This is a genomic window from Vibrio variabilis (genome assembly GCF_003263785.1).
GTDB lineage: Bacteria > Pseudomonadota > Gammaproteobacteria > Enterobacterales > Vibrionaceae > Vibrio > Vibrio variabilis.
On sequence record NZ_JYJK01000040.1, the window covers coordinates 53,798 to 72,666 of the forward strand.

Below are 18,869 nucleotides of genomic sequence, written 5' to 3' on the forward strand. Positions count from 1 at the left end.
AAAAAAATAACATCTGAAAGAAAAAAGTTAGCTCTTGTTATAATTCTTCCAATCTTTCCTCTCAGTAGATAGTAGATTCTCTTGGAAAGCGAAGCTGTTCCTCTCTTGTATTCAAACTTTTGAATATCATCTTCTGGAAATGGCCAAGAAATCCAAAGAAAGAATTTCCTATGACACATCTTCGATATCAAAGCTAAAACAAACGAAATAAACATCATATCTCGAACTTGTATAGCATTATACTTCTGTATGTTTCTGAGCGTTAAGACGATGCGATAGATTGCCTCAGAGCTAAATCCGACATCTTTAGGTATAGATAAGAGCTTGTTGTTACTGGCGTCAGATTTAGCAACATAGGAAACATCTAACCCCTTCCCTTGCAGTCGATCTTGAAACAAGCAACTTAGATCTACTCTCGAGAAGGGGAACCTATCCCTTGTATGATAGAGTAACTTCATTTCAATTAATTACCATCTCTTTCAATTCGTAATCTTCAGTCTGATACCCGAAAAACTCAACATCTTTTTTGTATCTTTCACTAACTAACTGATAGGTTCTGCGATTATAAAATGATCTATAGTCATAATCTTTGGTTTTGTTCGAGTTTCCTATTTCACCAATCCCAAACTCCTGTAACATTTCACTTACCTTAGCTTTATCTTCTATACGACTCCATTTAGTTTTTACTGACTTTGCATCCACCATAATTAAATAGTATTGGGACTTAAAATGCCTGTCTGAAACAACATCTTCTAACTTACAGACTTTCTCTACAAACTCTTCAAATGAATCATCGAAGTTAAAATAACCACCTAAATAGTTATCATATTCAAAACCTTTTCTCCTGATGGTTTCAAAGTCCTCAAACTTATTTAAGTACAATGAAACTATTCTAGCATAGGGATTCCTTACAAAAGTAAAGCACTCACGTATATTATTTACACTCCCAAATACACTATACCCTTTTATAACGGATAGATTATGAATATCCCTATAGCTTAAATTCTCCACATCCTCACCAGCTATTTGTAACATTCTTTTTTTTATTGAAGAGCATGCCACTTTAGAGTTAACTAGATACACTACATCTAATTCATCAATTTTAAAAAACTCTTCTTTATCAATGCTCAAATTTAGCAACTTCGCTTTCAAACCATCTTTGAACATCTTTAGCCCAGATTTAACGATGAAAATTACATTGGAAAAATAGCTAATATACACTTCTCTCATTACTTTCTTTTTCCTTTTTTATTTTTGCCCATGTCGCCCCAATCAACATAGGAATAAGCCAGGAAGTAGAGGCATAGCCTTCAAAGTTCTCAGTCATTCCTCCAAAGATTGAAGTAACACAAATACCAACAGTCAGACAACCTAAAAGGCTTGACCTCACAATATCTTTATAGTTTAAAAACAACAAATGCACTTTGTACATAACCAACCATAGTAAACCGAAAATACCAAGCTCGAAGAAATATGTAAAATAGTCGCTCTGAGATGAAGCTAGCTTATGATAACTCATATATTTTTCCGACCAAGACTTATAACCATTACCATATAATACCTTGCCGTTTACGGTCTGATCCCACATAACATACCAAACTTTCACTCTCGTATGTATCGAGTTTTCGGAATAAGATCTATCATCATCAATATAGTTCTGTATTGAGTTTTTATCAATTTCAGCCACAGTTGACACCGCGTCATTATTCACATTATTAATATAGACAGCCAATATAGAAGCAATAACTAAATATACCAACTTTGCTTTAAATCCTGAAGACAATAAGTAGTATGCACTTATAGAAAATATATAACATATGATTGCTACCCTAGCACCAGAGTAATATATTACTAACGGCATTACCACACCAATAACAGAGTATCTAAACAGTCTATCGAGCTTCGTTTTAGACTTTGTTAGATGTATATATGCAGGCACTAAGGAAGAATAAAACATACCAGCGCTATGAGGATATTCAAATATCAGAAACGAAAACCTTTCGCCTACCGCTCTATTAGCATCAAAATTTGCCCCGGAAGTTATAGTGTATGCAACACCGGAGAGTATCCCTAAGAGAAACATTAAATCAATCATTTTCTCTATGCTTTTTGAAGATTTAAAGAAAGCCAAATATGCCAAGTATGCGACAGATAGAATAGTCAACACTTTTATAAGCACTTCAACCATCTTTGACAAGTCATTTAATATAAGGGAAGGTAAAGAAAAAAATAAAAGTGCAGATACCAACCTGAAACTATAATTATTGTGAATGTTATATCTTGGCAGTTTAAAAATTAATGTCGCAACAAGAATTATGGTGGCGATATTGACTAAGCCACTACTGGAAGCCCCCCCCTGCACCTCTAATGTTCTCATTTACCATCCCCATCATTAGATGCAAAAGAAAAACAGGCACAAATGCATTCCTTATTTTTAGGTACATAAACCCCCTACTAATATTTGACTGTTAGGGCAGGCTTTAGCCTAAACACATGCTAAGCCAATGGTTAAACGAAAAATCATGAGCATCCCCGTCAGTAAAGGCTTGCCATAACCTTCAAAAGATACTCAGAGTCTATCGCACGCATTGCTCCTTTGTGTTTAATACTCGCTTTCAAAGTCGTTTCACTCTTCAGCATGTTTAAACACATCAGTCTGATCCTAACGAAATTTTCTACGCTCTCTTCTGTGCGTATTCGGCAAGCATCTTCACCAAATGTTGTATCCAAGGGCCAATGCATCGACTCGACCAACCAATGTGAGAGTGTTGCATTCAACAATTCCTTAACACGTTAATCCTTGTTCGTTAAAGCTAGTCTGGTTTCTTGTTTGCCACGCTATTTTTTTCCTGTGTACTGCAAGAATCACCATCGTGTTTTTTGCAGCATGCTCATGTCAAACAATACAAACCATACATATAAACAATAACCTCCGTACTTCTTAGGTCTCAATGACATATGCATAATTATAGTAACCATATGTATAAGAGTTTGATGCCTTACGCTCTATAGCATTGAGAATCAGCCCTTTCACTTCCACACCAGACTGTTCAAACCGCTGTTTGGTCACTTCGATTTCTTTAATGGTATTTTGTCCAAACCGACCAACTAACATCGTGGTTCCTGCATAAGCCCCAACAATGCTTGGGTCGGTTACTGCAAGAATGGGTGGTGTATCAATGATGACCAAATCGTAGTTCTGCTGTGCCCATTCGGTAAAATCAGCGAAACGTTGGTGCATTAATAACTCAGAAGGGTTTGGAGGGTTTGTCCACGAGTGACGATGTCTAGGTTTTCAATACCACTCGCTTTTATCGCCCCAGGCAACTCTATTTTGCCACTCAGATAATCCGATAGGCCGTCATCCCACTTTAGGCCAAACTGCCTTTGTAAGTACCCTTTGCGCATGTCGGCGTCTACCAGCAACACTCGCTGGCCGGTTTTAGCAACAACGACAGCAAAGTTGGTTGAGATAAACGTTTTACCAACCGAAGGAGAGGGACCGGAGATCATTAAGATATTGTTCTTCGCTTCCATCATTGCGAAGTGCAAGCTGGTGCGTAGACCTCGCAGCGCTTCAATGGACAGATCTGCGGGATTTGTCTCCGCCAACAACTGATCAATATTGGCTTTTTTGCCCAACTTGCGCTGGAGCACGTTTAGGCGAACTTGAATATCGGACTTTGGCACACTGGCATACACTGGGAGGCCTATGGCTTCAATTTGGTCCGGCGTCTCTACGCTTTATGGAACGCTTCTCTAACTAATGCATAAGCGACAGCTAGGAAACCGCCCAACATTGTGGCAATCACTACGATAATAGCCTTCTTTGGCTTGACTGGCTCTTCTAGCGTCTCTGCGTAATCTAATATACGAACGTTACCAATAGCGCTCGCCTTCATCACGTTGAGCTCTTGCACTTTCTCTACCAGTTGCAGGTAGATGGCTTGGTTCACTTCTACATCTCGACTGAGTCGAATCACTTCTTGCTGTGTAGCTGGCATCTTCGCTACCATGCTTTCTAAGCGCAGCTTTTCTGATTGAAGAGTCTTACGTTTTTCGATGAGTGAGATATAGGCTGGGTGGCTCTTTTTAAAACGCTGGGCAATGTCGGCTTCTTTGAAGGTTAGCTCATTGAGCTGCGACTCAATGGTGACCATAGTTTTCAACACAGACTCTGCCTCTAGTGCCAGATCAACCGAATCGTTGGCAATTTTAAACTGATTCAGCTTGCCTTCTGAGGCATCCAATTGACCTTGAATTTGCGGTAAATGGCCGCGCAAAAACTGTAAGCTTTTTTCTGCTTCTTCTGATGTACGCTCAACGTTTTGTATTAAATAGTCAGAAGCGATGCTATTGACGATGGATTGAATCAACTCTGGATCTTCGCCTTCGAGTACTAGACGCAAAATACCGGTCTTTTTACCTTGTTCAGAGACACTCAAGCGATCTTTAAGGTCTGCAATCGTCACTAATCTGGCTGTTTTGGTAATCAGGAACTCGGTGCCGATTGGTGCGTCAATCGCGCTCACTCCTAATGTAATACCATTATCTTGAGCAAGTTCGCCAATCGTGCCCTCTAGTACCACACTATCATCCCAAATAACCTGATAACTCCCCTGCTCTGCAATAGACACGAGCATAGGCTTGCCAAGTAACTCTTTAGGAACCTCAAAGCGCTCCACTTGAAAGATAGGCGCTGTCGCACCGGTTAGCCTTGCTATGCCTTTACCTATGAATGGTAGATATTTAGGCTCCACTTTGGTGGTGAGCTGCAGTTTATCAACCGTATTGCCCAATACCATGCGAGATTTAATGATCTGTGTTTCGGTATCTGATGAACTTTCTGTCGCGAACATATCGGAGATGTCAGATAGACCAGGTACGCCCGATGACTTCTCTTCGACTTGAACAAGTGCATCTGCCTGATAGATAGGTGTGCTTAACAGTGCCACCGTAACACCTAGGACAGCAAAGAAAAAGGTGACCAAAATGATGAGCCATTTTGCATCAAGCAAAATACCAAAGAGTTTTCCTAGGTCAATTTCGTCGTCTGCCACTTGAGAGGTGTGGTTTGAAGGCTGATTCATGGTTGTAACTTCTTATGGTCTAAATCTAATTGGAGAATCTGTGATCAGGTGACATTTGTGTCAGCCACCCAGTTTGATACACCAACGCTGGGTGCAGTCATCGATAAGCTTGAAAACATGATCAAAAGCTTCTTTGCTTTGACGAAAAGGATCCGGAATATCCAGTTGTCCATTCCAGTGACCCAATAACATCGTTTTACCGCGTGCCTCAGGAGCAATACTACTTACCGCTTCAATGTGCCCCTTTTCCATAACGAGAATGAGGTCGTAGTCACTGCACATCTGGGGCGTAAGTTGCTGTGATGTATGTTGCGTTATATCCAGCCCATGTTGCGCCGCGACTTCCGTCGCCTTGCTGTCAGCTGGTTTACCGACCAATCCACTTTTTTGAGAAGCAATACCGGCTGAGTGGATGGTCTTACCTGGCAATTTTTCGGCCATAGCCCGCTCTGCAATAGGAGAGCGGCATATGTTGCCTACACAAACAACCAGTACTTTATCGAACATTACGTTTCCTGTGCCTTAGCAACTGCATTTTTAATCCGTCCAACCGCGGAACGAAGCGCCCGCGTCGCCGATATTTTTGATACCAGCTAATGTTGGCAGTAATTGAGTCATCAGTCGGTTCCAACGTGCCAATGGCGTCGCAGTCACGTAAACAACATCGTAGGGTTGAAGATCAAACTCAGTTCCTAAAAACAGAGCAGTCGAGTCTTGCATATCCAACTGATAGACACGGGCAATTTTCTCGGAGCGTTCGTTAGATTCGATAGGACGGATCACGAATACGCCCGTCGCATTGGCTGCAACTTCGTTGATGCCACCCGCACTGCTCAATGCCTCGGTTAGGCTCATGCCATTGCGCTCCATCTTGAGCGTTTGAGGCTTTCCTACCTCACCCATGACAAACACTTTCTGGGCGTCGTTGCGTGGCACATGAATAATGTCACCGGGTTGCATCAGCTGATTTTCGGTTAGATCTCCTTTTTGCATCAATGCGTAAAGGGAGATGCGATGCTCGTTACCATTACGCGTAATAGTCACGTTGCGCCAGTCAGCCTGTTCCGCTAATCCACCCGCGTCGTTAATGGCATCCAACAATGTCTTGGGAATGTTCGTCACAGGTTGCTGACCCGCTGCTTTGACCTCGCCGGTCACATAGACTTTTTTGGATCGAAACGCAGCGACATTCACGTCGACTTGTGGACTTTCGATATATTCCGCTAGCCGAGCCGCAATTTCTTGTCGTATCTCTCTAACGGTTTTGTCTTTGACCTCGACTAATCCGATATAAGGGTAAAAGATAGTTCCATCGGAACTTACCCAGTTACCTGCCTCTGCAGAACTTCGGTATGAGCCCGCAGGTATGGTCAGCTCAGGGTGATCCCAAATGGTAATGTTAAGAATGTCACCAGCACCCACTTTATACTCATATTGAGCTATTTCTAGATCGAGTGCAGGGTTAGATCTTGATTCCGGTTGAGGTGACTTAAACGATGAAACTCGCTCGGGCGTTAACGGATAAACGTCCACCAGCGCAGATATATCGGTACTCTCGCCTTGGTTAATGACTACATTTTTATTATTTAATGGGATATGGCCGCCAGGTAATGTGCATCCGGTCAAGACTAGCGGCAACGCGATCATGACTGATAATAGTTTTTTAGTTTCCATCTAAAAGAAAATCCAGAATAACTGACTAACAAAGGCCATACATATTACTCTTCGCTGTTCTCATTGCATGTCGTCATTGCAGCGCAGCGAGTTGGCTAATAATAGTAATAGCGCCTTAAATTACACCTATTCTTTGTATATTGAGACAAATAGTCAAGATGATTAACTTGCAATAATGTACGACGACCCGCGCAAACCGAGATGAACCTCGCATTACTCAAGACTAACCATAAATTTTTTATACGCTACCGCCCTACGATGTTAACGCTCCACCGCTCCGAGCACATTCCCTTGTTGTTTTCTACGATTCAAAGCAATCCCTGCCAAGCGCTATAAAAATGCTAGCATTCAATAAACATGTAAAAGCTAAGATTTACCGTAAATAAATATCTATGAGATTACCGATATTGCAGTTGTAATACACTGAAGAAGAGCAAGATCCAACTCATACTTTTTTGAAGCAATGGAATTATTGCTTCCTACTCGCTTACTACTCTTGCGAGATGGTGTATATGATGACTCGATCTATATAACCACTAGAGATAGTTTTATTTGTCTGTTCCTTTCTCTGTTACGTGCTCTTCATGGGAGATGGGGTCGTAAAAATAGATCGTTCCGCATTCTTGACATCGACACTTAAACATCTCTCGGTGGGAGAACGTTCTCTCTGAGAAAGACCTTTTTAATCTCGACGCCACCTCTTCTTTCTTGCAGTTGGGGCAATAATGATTAAAGTTCACGCGACACCTCCTTGATGTGGAGTTCACGACGGCCTCTATCTGTCGACGTCTCAATCCAAGTTAACTCAAGGCAGATAAACTGCTTCTAAGCAGCTAACTAACGACTTATGTTGCTGACCGTGCTACTCATTCCATTTTGTTCCATTCAATACAATCCTGAGGATGCGACCATCAAAGGATTCTGTGACGTCCGTTCCATACACGTTCATTATTTGACATATGAGATGCATATGCAACTTTAGAAATGTGACTTAAGTCTCATAACGCTGGCGCGGTACGCCATACCGCATGTTTTTGCTTTTTATTCATGCGCTTATTACATATTGCATAAATATAGAAACATGGTGTTTGAGATAAAAGTCACAATCTATTGAGAGCACTATCAACGGTTAGGAATGTGACAAAAGAGGCAGGGTAGACTTCTTGCCTCTATCGTCATTAGTTGGAAAGTAACCGCTCTAAACTAGCTTCCGGTACCACCACCGGTACCACCACCACCGGTACCACCAGTGCCGCCAGTACCACCACCGGTTGTACCACATTGACCCGCGTTGAAATCAAGTGTATCCACCAATGTCTGTCCGGCTGTTAGGGTAAACTGCTTAGTTGTATCTGTTTCACCGGTTACATTACCTCGTAGTAGGCCACGCAGTTCATACTTGGCTGGCTCCAACGTAAGTTGCTTAGCTACGCCAGCGTTCATACTGAATGAGCCTACTGAAAACTTCTGATCGCCAATGAACTTATAGAGATAGGCAATACCAGGCTGCTGTGTAACTTCACCTGTATCGGCACATTTACTCTGTAGCGATACAGAGTAGTTTGCCATCTCAATAGCCTCAGACTTGAGTTTGATATTAGCGCCATTAAGATTACAGAAGTTATGCGTCAAGGTGCCATCTTCATTGACAGGGATAGCTTGCCCGTTGACCGTTGCGGATTCAATTAAGCTCGAAGCATTTGAAGAACGAAAACGCGTGATTGCGATAGTGCCTTCACCACTTTGCGGAATATTGTTAAACGTATGTTTTCCAAAACCGCTTACCGTTCTGCGCTTACTCCAACCACCACCGTCACGGACAAACAGTACTGATGGTTGATAATTGTCGGTCGAGCCTCCCTCAATGGTGAAACTAGCGCGACAGTTACGACCCAACCAGTAGTCAAGGTTGTAGTAAGATAGGTGAGAAATCTGCTTAGTGACGGTAAAGGTGTCCGTTTCTGCATTGTAATCACCGACGAGTGCGGTGCCCTCATCTTTCCACTGACCCGCTACCTCGTCGTATGACCAAACTGGTATGGTTTCCCCTTTGGCAACGACTTTGCCCGTTTCCGGATTTATTGTCTTCGCTGACACTTGGAATGTGAGATCAATCGGCGGCTCAAAACTAGACACTACCTGACCTTTGTCATTGCGGATTTCAATCGCTGTAAAGCCAGCAGAGACAAAAGTACCACCAGAAAGCTCTGGATCAACCTCACCACTTTCATCCAGGATTTCCGTTGGTGACAGGCCACCAGGGAATGATAGAAGTGCAGAATCGGTCGATAGGTCAGTCACCCCCGAAGGCTCATTCGAGAAATAGACAACATTTGCTGTAATATTGCCTGTTACTGGTTCGCCATTACGATCGGTTAATGTGGTGTTGGCTGGAACATCTAATTTTGCCGTCCCGCCGGCAATGGCTTGTTCATTAGCGGAGCCTTCTTCTGGAACCGGCGTTTCAATGACTAGCGACTGCTGAACCACCCCAGTCTCACTCGTCGCTGCTTTGACTTCCGTCGCCGTGACTGCGACTTTTTCCGTTTCTGGCACCAGCGGTGTTAATGACAACACATTAAAGCCAGCGCCCTCTTCCGTGATGTCAGCTTCAGCTGGGATAATGATCGCTTGACCCGAAGTAAAGTAGCCATCTGCTTTAACGACTAGCTCCAAGGTGATCTCATCAATACTCGACTCACTAGTACGAGAAACAACAAAACTGCCGGTACTGGTTTTAAAGCTAACAGGTGGCGTCGCCGCAGAATTTTGCGCAGATACACTGTCGGTCTTTTCGGCGCCGGTAATCGCTAATGTGTCTACTACCGATGCTGGTGACAAACTAAACGTCACATCTTTACCAACGATAGATCCTTCGCCCATCCCCTCAAAAAAGATGGTATATGGGGAGTTAAATGCCTCTGCTTGAGACGGTGGAATATTTACTGAGTTGCTATTATCTGAACGTTCACAGCCTGTTAGCATTGCTAGGCCGACTAACGTCGCTACCATTGTTTTTTTCATTTTCTAAGCTTTGTCCTTACTTCTGTCACTGCCTATCAAGAATCCAATTGAAATAAGACAGCTGTCTCTCTGGGTCTTAAAAGGTGTATTGCGCACCAATACTGTAGGTATGAAAGTCGGGGGTTCCACCCACATTCGGGTAGTACTTATAATCGACCAGAGCACTCCATTTTTCAGCGAGTTGGTATTCAACGCCCGCCCCAACAGTTCCTGTTACATACGAATCGTTGCAGCACACATTATTGCCGTTTGCTTTCCACTCATAAACAAAGACACCGGCTCGGAAAAAGAGGTCAAATTTGTCGTTTATGTTATAAATGGCCTTTGCTGCTAGATCGACACCCGTTGCGGTATAATCTCCATCTACATCACTTAAAGAAATTTTACCTAAATCGACATATCCTATTTCAGCAGCCAACCAAGGAAGCGCACGAATACCGGCATACGCCGACCATGTTGTGACATTTTTATCAACACTGGTTAAATCCGTCACTGTGTTGTCTAATTGCGATACATGTCCACCGCCAATTTTAGCGCCAACATAATAGCTTGGCTCTTGAGTTGCAGCATTAGCATATAGCGCGCCAATAGAAGCGATTAGAGCTAAACTCCACTGCGTTTGTTTTTTCATTTTTTCGTCCTTTATATTTGATCTTCTTTAATTACTACTGGACGACTTATCATCTTTAAACTGAAGATAAGCATCTTTTAAGCGAGTTAAGTTGGCATTAATGTATTTCGCCGATAATCGATCTCGGTTGTAGTAATTGCGGTCAATTTGATTTTGAAGATCAGAGGTTCTAGCAAGTGTTCCTTCAAGTGCATTGTACTCACCCACCATCGTTCTATAACCCCAAGTCCATTGTTCAATTCCTCTGATTTGAATCGGATCTGGCTTCATGCTTTTTCTGAATGAAAGAGGAAACGATAAATTTAGGCCAGCAAAACTCTTATCTGTATGCTGAAAATAAAGACTGACTGCGGTGTCTCCAAACCAGTGCTTACTGGTTAGAGTAAAGCCTTTATCCCCTTCCCAATATTGCCCTGCGTTTGCTTCTATCGCCCAATCGTACTGGTCGAAGTAATAACGATAGTGTCCAAGTATTGGCGTGGCACCATCTTCGTCTCTATTTTGCTTATTTTGATAATAGGAGGCTTCAAAACCAAATTTGTGAGTCCCTTGCGGTGATTGCCAGCGTAGTTCACCCGTCCCACCTTGATAGTCTGTGGCGATTTGTCCGACACTGGCCTGAGCCATAATACCTGAAGGTAGTCTTAGGCCTTGGTGGAATAAAATCCGGTCTACCGTGTTGGTATGCCTGCTATTCCCGAAACGGCGCCCGTCGGCAAAGTCGTCTGAGTGAGACAGTGGAAGCATATGGCGAACATCAACCAGGCCACCACTCCATACCGGCACCTGAACGTTGGTAGAGAGAGCAAGAGAGTAGTCAAACACGCCCCATTCGGTGCCAATGTTTGAATATAAACTAGGCGAGAGAATGACCTTTGGCTTAAAACGATAGTCATTTTGCTCAACCTCTTGCCAAGTCACATCTGCATCACCATTAAAACGGTCGGTGTTTACTATCAAGTGTGGCATAGCAATAGCACGGTTAGATACCGTGCCCTGGAAAAGGCGATACAGTTCCTCTTTTGTTCCAGAGACTTGAACGACGGGCAAATTGTTGTTTAGCAATATCAGGCGGAATTCGTCTTGAGTAATGCGCTCACTCATAAAACCTAAAACAACACCAATTGCATCAATTTCGTTCCTGTTGAACAAGTTATTTTCAACCTTAACCACCAAATGTGAAGACGTTGAACCCACTGAGACATTCTCAAAACCGTAATCAGCGAGAAAACTGGCTAAGCTTCCCAATTGATTCGAATCTGTGCTGTGCTCAGATAGCTTCTGGGCTGTATTATCTTCAGCAACGTTATCTTCAACAACTTCCGCCGAGCTAGATGACCGGTCGCTTGCCTTAGACTCAATAACCTGTTGTTGGCGTTGTTTTTCTCTCTCTAGGGCCAATGTTAACTGTTGTGTATCAACACCTTGGCTGTTGCTCTCAGTTCGAGCATAACGACGGGCGTTATTGGATCCGGCCAGAGGGAAAGAAAGCCCTGCTCCAATCCATTGATTATCTCTATCTTTGGTAGAAGAGTCGCTGAAAGCTTGAAAGGTAAGATTTGCTTTTGCGCCGTAAGGCAACCATGATGAGGGCGTGTATAACTTAATCCCGGCGTTCATGCCCGTGCCGTCATAATCTGTAATAAGCTGCATCCAAGGCCATGGCTGATATTCAATACCACCAAAAGGGCCCGATAAGTAGTCCTTACCCATTTGATGCAACAATGGCTTACCGATTTAGGGTGTTTGCCTTTGGTTGAGTTATGACCCAGACCTGCTGATAGACGAAAATTGGCGAGTTGTTTCGTGAATACAGCATAATAACTGCTGTGGTAACTCACCTCTCCACCGAAGTCATTGACACCTAACGCAAACTGAAACCAATCTTCAGGAATAAACCATCCAGCATCAACCTTGGCTGAAAAAGAAAGATCGCTGCCTGTAGCAGGCTGCCAAGGGGACCATTGATGTCTTTATGACTATTTTGAACCACAAACTCTACATGAGGAAGAATACCCAACCCATCAAAATAGTATTATGAGCGCCCTTGTGATAAGCAATAGAATTATCTACGCCTTGCTCCATGTTATAACTAGCGAATACTTGGCCGAACTCGAGCGCCTCTGCGTGTGGCGTCCTTAAAAGACCCGTTCCGCCCGTCTGAGCCATAGAAGTATTAAAGCTATCGACACCCTCAAACACCAACTCTTCAGCAAATGCTGGTTGGTTAATTACGCTCGCGCCAAAAAGAAACATAAACACAGTCACATGAGAGGGCGTTAATTTAATAACGCCACGACTGCATTTTTGTTGTACACAAAATTCCATGTGCCACTGCACCCTACTACTTGTCCAGAAGTGGACCGGTCACATATGTATTATGCGACTTCAAAATATAATTTGGATGCATATTAAATCGTACAGATTACGTACTGTTTATGTTTTTAACTCAATGGGTTGCATATTTGTGACGCTAATCACAAATATGTGCGATTGGTTCCAAAAATACATAAAAAAGCTGAGCAATGTTCCACTGCTCAGCTTGCTAATGATTTGATAAATATACTAAGTGTAGTGTTTCTCTACTTTCTCGATAAATGCAGATAAGTCCGCTTTCGGTAGACTATTTATGCCAGCAGCTGCGGCACGCCCCCGCCCGTCTCGAACTGCGCACATATGTCTCCTGCACCTTGTTTGTTCGCCAACGGCGCCCGAAGAGACACGGTATAGGTTTTATCTGCGTTACTTGTTAAAACCGCATGCGCTCTTTCAGGAGATTGGTTGGCGAGCAAATTGCCATACACACCGCTAATCCTTCTGGAGCTGGCAGTATCTCTGAGCTCATAAACGGCTAAGCTTTCACTTTCATGAGTAGCTGAATAGCCAGAGCATCAGCTAGGTCCGCCTCATAGGCTTGCTTTAACGCATAGTATGGGGAGTTTAGGTCATTCTTTGCATCGAATGGAGATGTGTATTGATATAGCGCTTGGTACAGCTTGGCCGGGTCAAAATGTAAGTCATCGACACTTGCACCGTATCCATTGTAGTTAATAAGAGTACCTAACTCTTTAAGGAAGTCGCGCTGCTCTTCATTAAAGCCTGCGTTGATTGCCAACTCATCGGCTTTTGCAATTAAGTTATCACCATAGGCAGCGGTAATCGCCCAATCGTGAAATTGACCGCCTAATAGTTGGTCGATAATCAAAGAAGTACAGATATTGGGATCCAGATCAATATGAGCCTCCAAGTTTTCAAACTCCGGGATCTCTCCAGCTCGGTGATGATCGGCATAAAATACCTCAGCTCCAACCTCCAGAGCCTTTTCTAGGGCTTCTAGGTTCTTCTCCATTGAAATATCTAACACGGTAAGTTTGTCACCGGCCTTAGGGTTTACTTTATTTACCAGATTAATGTCCCGCTTTACACCAGTCACTAACTTTGACTCTTTAGGAGAAGCTAATCTCAATTGTAATAGTGCGATGATGCCATCGGCGTCACCATTAAAAATATCATAATTTTTCATATATTTAAGCCAAACACTCTGTCGATTCTGAAACCGTTAATAACGTAACTCAAGCTAGTATCATTTAGCAAATTTGAAATATTTCTAGTAAAAAATGTTCTATTTTGGCAAACCCAACCACAACGGCTAACAACTCGCCACTCACTCATTTAACAACATAATTTATGACCAGTCATATTGAATCATAACCAGCGCTACTGTATCTTAACGACTGCTCTTTCCAACGTTCGCGTTGCATAATGAGTAGCATCAAGGAAATTTTTCACCACGTAAACACCTCTATTACCACCATAGCAATTCGGTAACATTATTGAGGTAGACTGTACATTTGTCTTAAGAGTTTCCTCCTCAAACTTTGAAGCGTGTTATGGATAACGCAATACCGTAGGGCGGTAGCGTGTTCAACGCTACCACTAGTAAGATCTGCGTTTTGAATATCACCAACTCAAACTCCAAATTCGCCATCATGGTTGCAACCCTGTTTGCAATCTCCGGCTGCGCGCAAGCTCCGCGCCAGGTAGAAGCTCAAGTTCAACTTGTCGAACCTAATATGGTTAACTTAGGCGAAAAGCTGCCTGCAAAGTACTGGCCAGCCTTAACCAACCCAAATACAACAAAAATTGACGCTAATGGCTTGTCAATCGAGGTTGGTAAGCCCTACACCTCAGGACTCGGGCAAGAATGTCGCTCGCTACAGATGGTTAACCACAATAGTGAGAATCGAACACGCATTGCTTGCGCAAAAATAGTCACTACCGATTCGAATTCAACGAAAACAGAGAAAGCGTGGTTTTTAACCGACGATATCGTTGAATCATCAACAATAATTAAGATCCAATAATGTCAGTATTGCAATTATATTCTCGGCTAGGCACCTTGCTACTAAGTGTTGTTTGTACCTCAGTATCTGCGGTAACCATTCCGCCAGAGTTAATGGGCAACAACACAAGCACAACAGCAGTGCCAACCGGAGCCACTTCACTTCCTGCCACTAGCACCTCATCACAAGTCGCTATTTCTTCGCAGCTCCAAGCCGGGCTCTCTCCAACCAAAGCACTCGAAATGGGCAGTTATAATACGGCCGGGCGTAATGGCACGCTGCTTCCGGGAGAAGTCGACGTTAAAGAGCTACTGCCGTCATCCGGAGAAGCACTACCTCCTCCTTATGGCGCTAACCTATTTGCCGGCGGTTACGAAACCGAGCGAAGTGACGGCCTAAATGACAACTACCTGATCGCCGCTGGTGACAAAATCAACATATGGCTTTGGGGCGCGGTGAATTATTCCGATGTCACCACAGTGGACAACCAAGGTAATATCTTTATCCCGAACGTTGGCCCAATCAAAGTAAAAGATGTCAGAGCAAGCGAAGTCAACGCTCTCGTAAGCTCCAAAATCAAAACCATCTACACTCGGAATGTCAGTGTTTACGTTAATCTACTGACCTCGACGCCAGTGAGCATCTACCTAAGCGGACCGGTAATACGTCCAGGCCAATATGCTGGCATGGCTTCCGATTCTTTGCTCTACTTTTTAAAACGTGCCGGCGGTATTGACTCGGAACGCGGCAGTTATCGTAATATCCAGGTACGTCGTAACAACTCAGTGATTGCTGAAGTTGACCTCTATGATTTTATTCGCAGTGGCAAACTTCCAAAGGTGAGTTTTAAAGATGGCGATACTATTTTAGTCTCACCACAAAAATCTGCCGTTGTTGTAGCAGGTGGCGCAAGAAACCCATTCCGTTTCGAGCTAGACGGCAACAAAGCACTAGGCTCCCAACTCTCTGAGTATGCCCGACCGCTGGCAAAAATCTCTCACGTTGGGGTGGTTGGCAACAGAGAAAGTGGCCCATTCTCACGCTACCTTACCTACAAAGACTTCCTTGAATTTGAAGTACAGGATGGCGACAAAGTCTTCTATAACGATGACTTACATGCACAGGTGATGGATATTCAAGTCATGGGCAGCTATTTAGGCCCTTCTTACTTTGCCGTCAAAAAAACCGCTAAGCTTCACGACTTGTTGCATTATATCCCTATCAACCCAGAACTGGCTGATTACGGCTCTATTTACATCCAAAGAAAAAGTGTCGCTGCACGCCAAAAACAAACACTCAATGACTCTCTCGACCGACTAGAGCGAAGTGTCTTTACTGCGCCAGCTTCTTCCGATGGTGAAGCGGCCATTCGAGCCAAAGAAGCTGAAATGGTGCTGCAATTTTCAGAAAAGGCGCGAAAAGTGGAACCACTTGGTAAAGTGATTGTGTCCGAAAATGGCAACATCGCTAACATTATGCTCGAAGAAGGCGACCAAATCGTCATTCCATACAAAACCGACCTGATTTCTATCGGTGGAGAGGTGTTAATGCCACAAGCTGTGGTGTTTAATAAGAATGCGACCATTGATGATTATGTGGCTTGGGCAGGCGGGTTTACTGAACGAGCCGAAGATCAACGCATTGCCATTGTTCGCGCCAACGGGCTGGTCGAGTTTGGAAATGACAAAGAGATCCGCAAAGGCGACCAAATCCTCGTGCTACCAAAAGTGGACACCAAGACCATGCAAGCGGTTAAGGATATTACTCAGATCGTTTATCAAATTGCGGTTTCGGCCAACGTTGCGCTACGACGTTAACCCGAATAACGACTATATTTTATGGCCACTGTAAAAAAACGCTCAACGCTCGTTATTTGGAAAGACGTCATCTTTGCCATCTTTTTACGTGAAATAAAGAGTAAATTTAACGATAAACTAGGGATTGCATGGAGCGTTATCTCACCAGTTAGTTTTATCTTACTATTATCGTTTATTCGCGGAAAAATGGATGGAGGACACACGCACGGCATCCCGACCTTTTTCTTCATGGTCTATGGCATGATTTTAGTTCAGTTTCTAACGGGCATGATTGAAACTGTTTCTGCATCGATAAAAAAAAACAAACCCTTGTACGCTTTTAGGCAGGTGCAGCCAATTAGCTCAGTTATCGCCATTGCAGGCTTCGAGTTCTTGGTCAAGGTTTTTGTTATATTAACTATTGCCGTTCTGTGCCTATTTTTGAAGATGGAAACCCAAATGGATGACCCCATCGAGGTAATACTTATCGTGGTTCGCGTTTGGTTAATTGCTACTAGCCTAGGGCTAATTTCAGCCTTAGCATCTTGCTACGTTCCAGAGTTGGATAAGCTGCGTAGTCTAGCAATGAGACCCATTTTCTTTATTTCCGGCATCTTTTTTAGCTTCAAGATATCCCCAGAGAATATTGGCATTACCTAGACTGGAACCCACTGCTCCATGCTGTCGAACTTATACGCTACGCCGCCTACCCAGCTTACGGTTCTGAAGGTGTGAGTTACTTTTACCTAGACACAGTTACCATAGTATTGGTGTTCTTTTCACTAGCTTGCTATCACGTAGGTTGGAAACAAGCCATTAGCCGATAAGTAAAAACTCTAAAGCAGTTAAGATTGAAAAGTACCTATGATTGAACAACGATTTAACGAGTTTAGGCTCAGTGTAAAGCCAGTAGAATTTAATGATATAGAATTCTTAATGAACGAAGCCAAGCAACTCGATAGTAGCGACCCACAGCTTGCTAACCGCATTCGACTTAGAGTCAAAAATTTAAAAACGCAACAACAAAAAATGCCGACGCAGCCAAAGGTAGCCCAACCCAGTTCGCAAGAGGCAACACAAACTGACAAATCAACACCCGCCCCCTTGAGAGCACTCTCCCTTCTCAAGACTATACGGAGACAAAGAAAGCATTGCCTTCCAAAGCCAATGCGTCAGAGGAGGCGCCAAACTGGCACGCCCCTTTTAGCCCTTTGGTTGAATGGGTATCAAGACGCCCTTTTATTGCTTTGGTGCTTATTCCAACGCTACTATTTGCTGCATATCAACTATTTTGGGCCTCCGAGCGCTTCGAGAGTCAAGCTCAAGTAACCGTTCAGCAACCAGATGGTATGGCAACCATGGATGCCTCAATGGCGCTTCTGAGCGGGTTGGGCGTGAGTGGCTCCCAAGGAACAGACTCTGAGCTTGTTAAAGCGTACATTTATTCCAATGACATGATCGAATACCTCAATCGTGAGCTTGGTATGCGCGATCACTTTGCTGACACGAGCATCGACTATTTTAGTCGCGTGCACGACAACGATAGCCGAGAAACCTTAATTGAGTACTACAAAAAGCGCGTCAAAGTCGAAGTCAACGTTGCGTCGGGCGTGATTACTATCTTTGGGCAAGCCTTTAGCCCTGAGTACGCTCAAAGGCTGACACAAACCATAGTCAATCGAGCAGAGTGGTACATTAACTCCATTGGTCATCAACTGGCACAGGAGCAGTTAACCTTTATTCAAGGTGAGCACGAGATTGTTGCGCAGAAGCTCAGTGATGCCCAAACCGCTTTACTTGGATTTCAACAAAAGTACAACCTGATCGACCCTACTGCAGAGGGCGCGGCAATTCAGCAAATTGCTTATGGCCTAGAAGGACAAATTGCCACAAAAAATGCCGAACTCACTGGGCTTAGCCAAATCATGAGCGCACAAGCTCCTCAAGTACAGATGTTGCAAAATGAAATTGCCGCTTTAGAGCAGCAGCTGCTCTCTGAACGTACCAAACTCGCGACATCAGAAGGCAAAAGCTTCTCAGTGAGCCAAATTTTGGCCACGTTTACAGACTTAAGAGTAAAAATGGAGCTAGCGCTGCAAGCCTACACTGCCTCACAGATCTCTCTTGAGAAATCACGCATTGAGGCATATCGTCAGCTTAAATACCTCGTCACAGTGGAATCAGCAACGACGCCAGAGGACAATCAGTACCCGGAGGTTGTTTATAACGTCACCCTGTTTGCGATTTTAGCGAGCATGGTATTTGCAATCGGTCGCATTATCTTACTGACCATCTACGAGCTTAAATAGCA

12 protein-coding genes and 2 pseudogenes are annotated in these 18,869 nt (G+C 43.6%); 4 read left to right on the top strand and 10 right to left on the bottom strand.

All coding sequences use genetic code 11. The features are described 5' to 3' along the window. Nucleotides 1-459 precede the first annotated feature (459 nt). The 10 genes and pseudogenes from TZ48_RS04760 to TZ48_RS04815 form a co-directional block, all read right to left on the bottom strand. A complete protein-coding gene (locus TZ48_RS04760) occupies nucleotides 460-1,230 on the bottom strand; it encodes a sulfotransferase family 2 domain-containing protein (protein ID WP_112478422.1) in 771 nt (256 codons plus the stop codon). After that, entirely contained in the window at nucleotides 1,211-2,377 is a 1,167-nt protein-coding gene (locus tag TZ48_RS04765) for an O-antigen ligase family protein (RefSeq protein WP_112478423.1), read from the bottom strand. The genes TZ48_RS04760 and TZ48_RS04765 overlap by 20 nt, the downstream gene beginning before the upstream one ends. A gap of 564 nt (nucleotides 2,378-2,941) precedes the next feature. Further along, a pseudogene (locus TZ48_RS04775) lies at nucleotides 2,942-5,090 on the bottom strand (polysaccharide biosynthesis tyrosine autokinase). A gap of 60 nt (nucleotides 5,091-5,150) precedes the next feature. Beyond that, nucleotides 5,151-5,597: a low molecular weight protein-tyrosine-phosphatase gene (locus TZ48_RS04780; RefSeq protein WP_112478425.1), complete on the bottom strand. Its 447-nt coding sequence runs from the start codon at nucleotides 5,595-5,597 to the stop codon at nucleotides 5,151-5,153. Nucleotides 5,598-5,627: 30 nt separating this feature from the next. After that, nucleotides 5,628-6,764 carry a polysaccharide export protein gene (locus TZ48_RS04785; protein WP_112478426.1) on the bottom strand — a complete coding sequence of 379 codons (1,137 nt, stop codon included), beginning with the start codon at nucleotides 6,762-6,764 and terminating at the stop codon, nucleotides 5,628-5,630. Nucleotides 6,765-7,967: 1,203 nt separating this feature from the next. Beyond that, the gene (locus TZ48_RS04790) at nucleotides 7,968-9,788 is read right to left on the bottom strand and encodes a hypothetical protein (RefSeq protein ID WP_162674490.1); all 1,821 of its coding nucleotides are present in this window, start codon (nucleotides 9,786-9,788) and stop codon (nucleotides 7,968-7,970) included. A 76-nt stretch (nucleotides 9,789-9,864) separates the two neighbouring features. Next, complete coding sequence (locus tag TZ48_RS04795; protein ID WP_112478428.1) at nucleotides 9,865-10,419, bottom strand: outer membrane beta-barrel protein; 555 nt, start codon at nucleotides 10,417-10,419, stop codon at nucleotides 9,865-9,867. Nucleotides 10,420-10,446: 27 nt separating this feature from the next. Then, on the bottom strand, nucleotides 10,447-12,144 hold the full coding sequence (locus TZ48_RS04800; protein WP_162674494.1) for a YjbH domain-containing protein: 1,698 nt from the start codon (nucleotides 12,142-12,144) through the stop codon (nucleotides 10,447-10,449). A 273-nt stretch (nucleotides 12,145-12,417) separates the two neighbouring features. Then, nucleotides 12,418-12,675: a hypothetical protein gene (locus TZ48_RS04810; RefSeq protein ID WP_239670708.1), complete on the bottom strand. Its 258-nt coding sequence runs from the start codon at nucleotides 12,673-12,675 to the stop codon at nucleotides 12,418-12,420. 309 nt (nucleotides 12,676-12,984) lie between these two features. Next, nucleotides 12,985-13,942 (bottom strand): annotated as a pseudogene (locus TZ48_RS04815) (DHH family phosphoesterase). Nucleotides 13,943-14,372: 430 nt separating this feature from the next. Between TZ48_RS04815 and TZ48_RS04820 the strand changes: the two are divergent. From TZ48_RS04820 to TZ48_RS04835, 4 genes are all read left to right on the top strand, one after another. After that, complete coding sequence (locus tag TZ48_RS04820) at nucleotides 14,373-14,783, top strand: hypothetical protein (protein ID WP_162674495.1); 411 nt, start codon at nucleotides 14,373-14,375, stop codon at nucleotides 14,781-14,783. Further along, nucleotides 14,783-16,579, top strand: coding sequence for a polysaccharide biosynthesis/export family protein (locus TZ48_RS04825; protein ID WP_112478433.1), 1,797 nt, complete (start codon nucleotides 14,783-14,785; stop codon nucleotides 16,577-16,579). Before TZ48_RS04820 ends, TZ48_RS04825 begins: the two co-directional genes overlap by 1 nt. A gap of 21 nt (nucleotides 16,580-16,600) precedes the next feature. Further along, the gene (locus TZ48_RS04830; protein WP_239670709.1) at nucleotides 16,601-17,218 is read left to right on the top strand and encodes an ABC transporter permease; all 618 of its coding nucleotides are present in this window, start codon (nucleotides 16,601-16,603) and stop codon (nucleotides 17,216-17,218) included. Nucleotides 17,219-17,709: 491 nt separating this feature from the next. Next, complete coding sequence (locus TZ48_RS04835) at nucleotides 17,710-18,867, top strand: KpsE/RkpR family capsule polysaccharide export protein (RefSeq protein ID WP_239670710.1); 1,158 nt, start codon at nucleotides 17,710-17,712, stop codon at nucleotides 18,865-18,867. The last annotated feature ends 2 nt before the right edge of the window (nucleotides 18,868-18,869 follow it).

Excerpts from the sequence above, each read along its gene's own strand:
- TZ48_RS04760 (WP_112478422.1), bottom strand. The coding sequence starts at position 1,230 with ATGAGAGAAGTGTATATTAGCTATTTTTCCAATGTAATTTTCATCGTT.
- TZ48_RS04795 (WP_112478428.1), bottom strand. The coding sequence starts at position 10,419 with ATGAAAAAACAAACGCAGTGGAGTTTAGCTCTAATCGCTTCTATTGGC.
- TZ48_RS04830 (WP_239670709.1), top strand. The coding sequence starts at position 16,601 with ATGGCCACTGTAAAAAAACGCTCAACGCTCGTTATTTGGAAAGACGTC.
- TZ48_RS04810 (WP_239670708.1), bottom strand. The coding sequence starts at position 12,675 with ATGTTTCTTTTTGGCGCGAGCGTAATTAACCAACCAGCATTTGCTGAA.
- TZ48_RS04780 (WP_112478425.1), bottom strand. The coding sequence starts at position 5,597 with ATGTTCGATAAAGTACTGGTTGTTTGTGTAGGCAACATATGCCGCTCT.
- TZ48_RS04785 (WP_112478426.1), bottom strand. The coding sequence starts at position 6,764 with ATGGAAACTAAAAAACTATTATCAGTCATGATCGCGTTGCCGCTAGTC.
- TZ48_RS04790 (WP_162674490.1), bottom strand. The coding sequence starts at position 9,788 with ATGAAAAAAACAATGGTAGCGACGTTAGTCGGCCTAGCAATGCTAACA.
- TZ48_RS04765 (WP_112478423.1), bottom strand. The coding sequence starts at position 2,377 with ATGAGAACATTAGAGGTGCAGGGGGGGGCTTCCAGTAGTGGCTTAGTC.
- TZ48_RS04825 (WP_112478433.1), top strand. The coding sequence starts at position 14,783 with ATGTCAGTATTGCAATTATATTCTCGGCTAGGCACCTTGCTACTAAGT.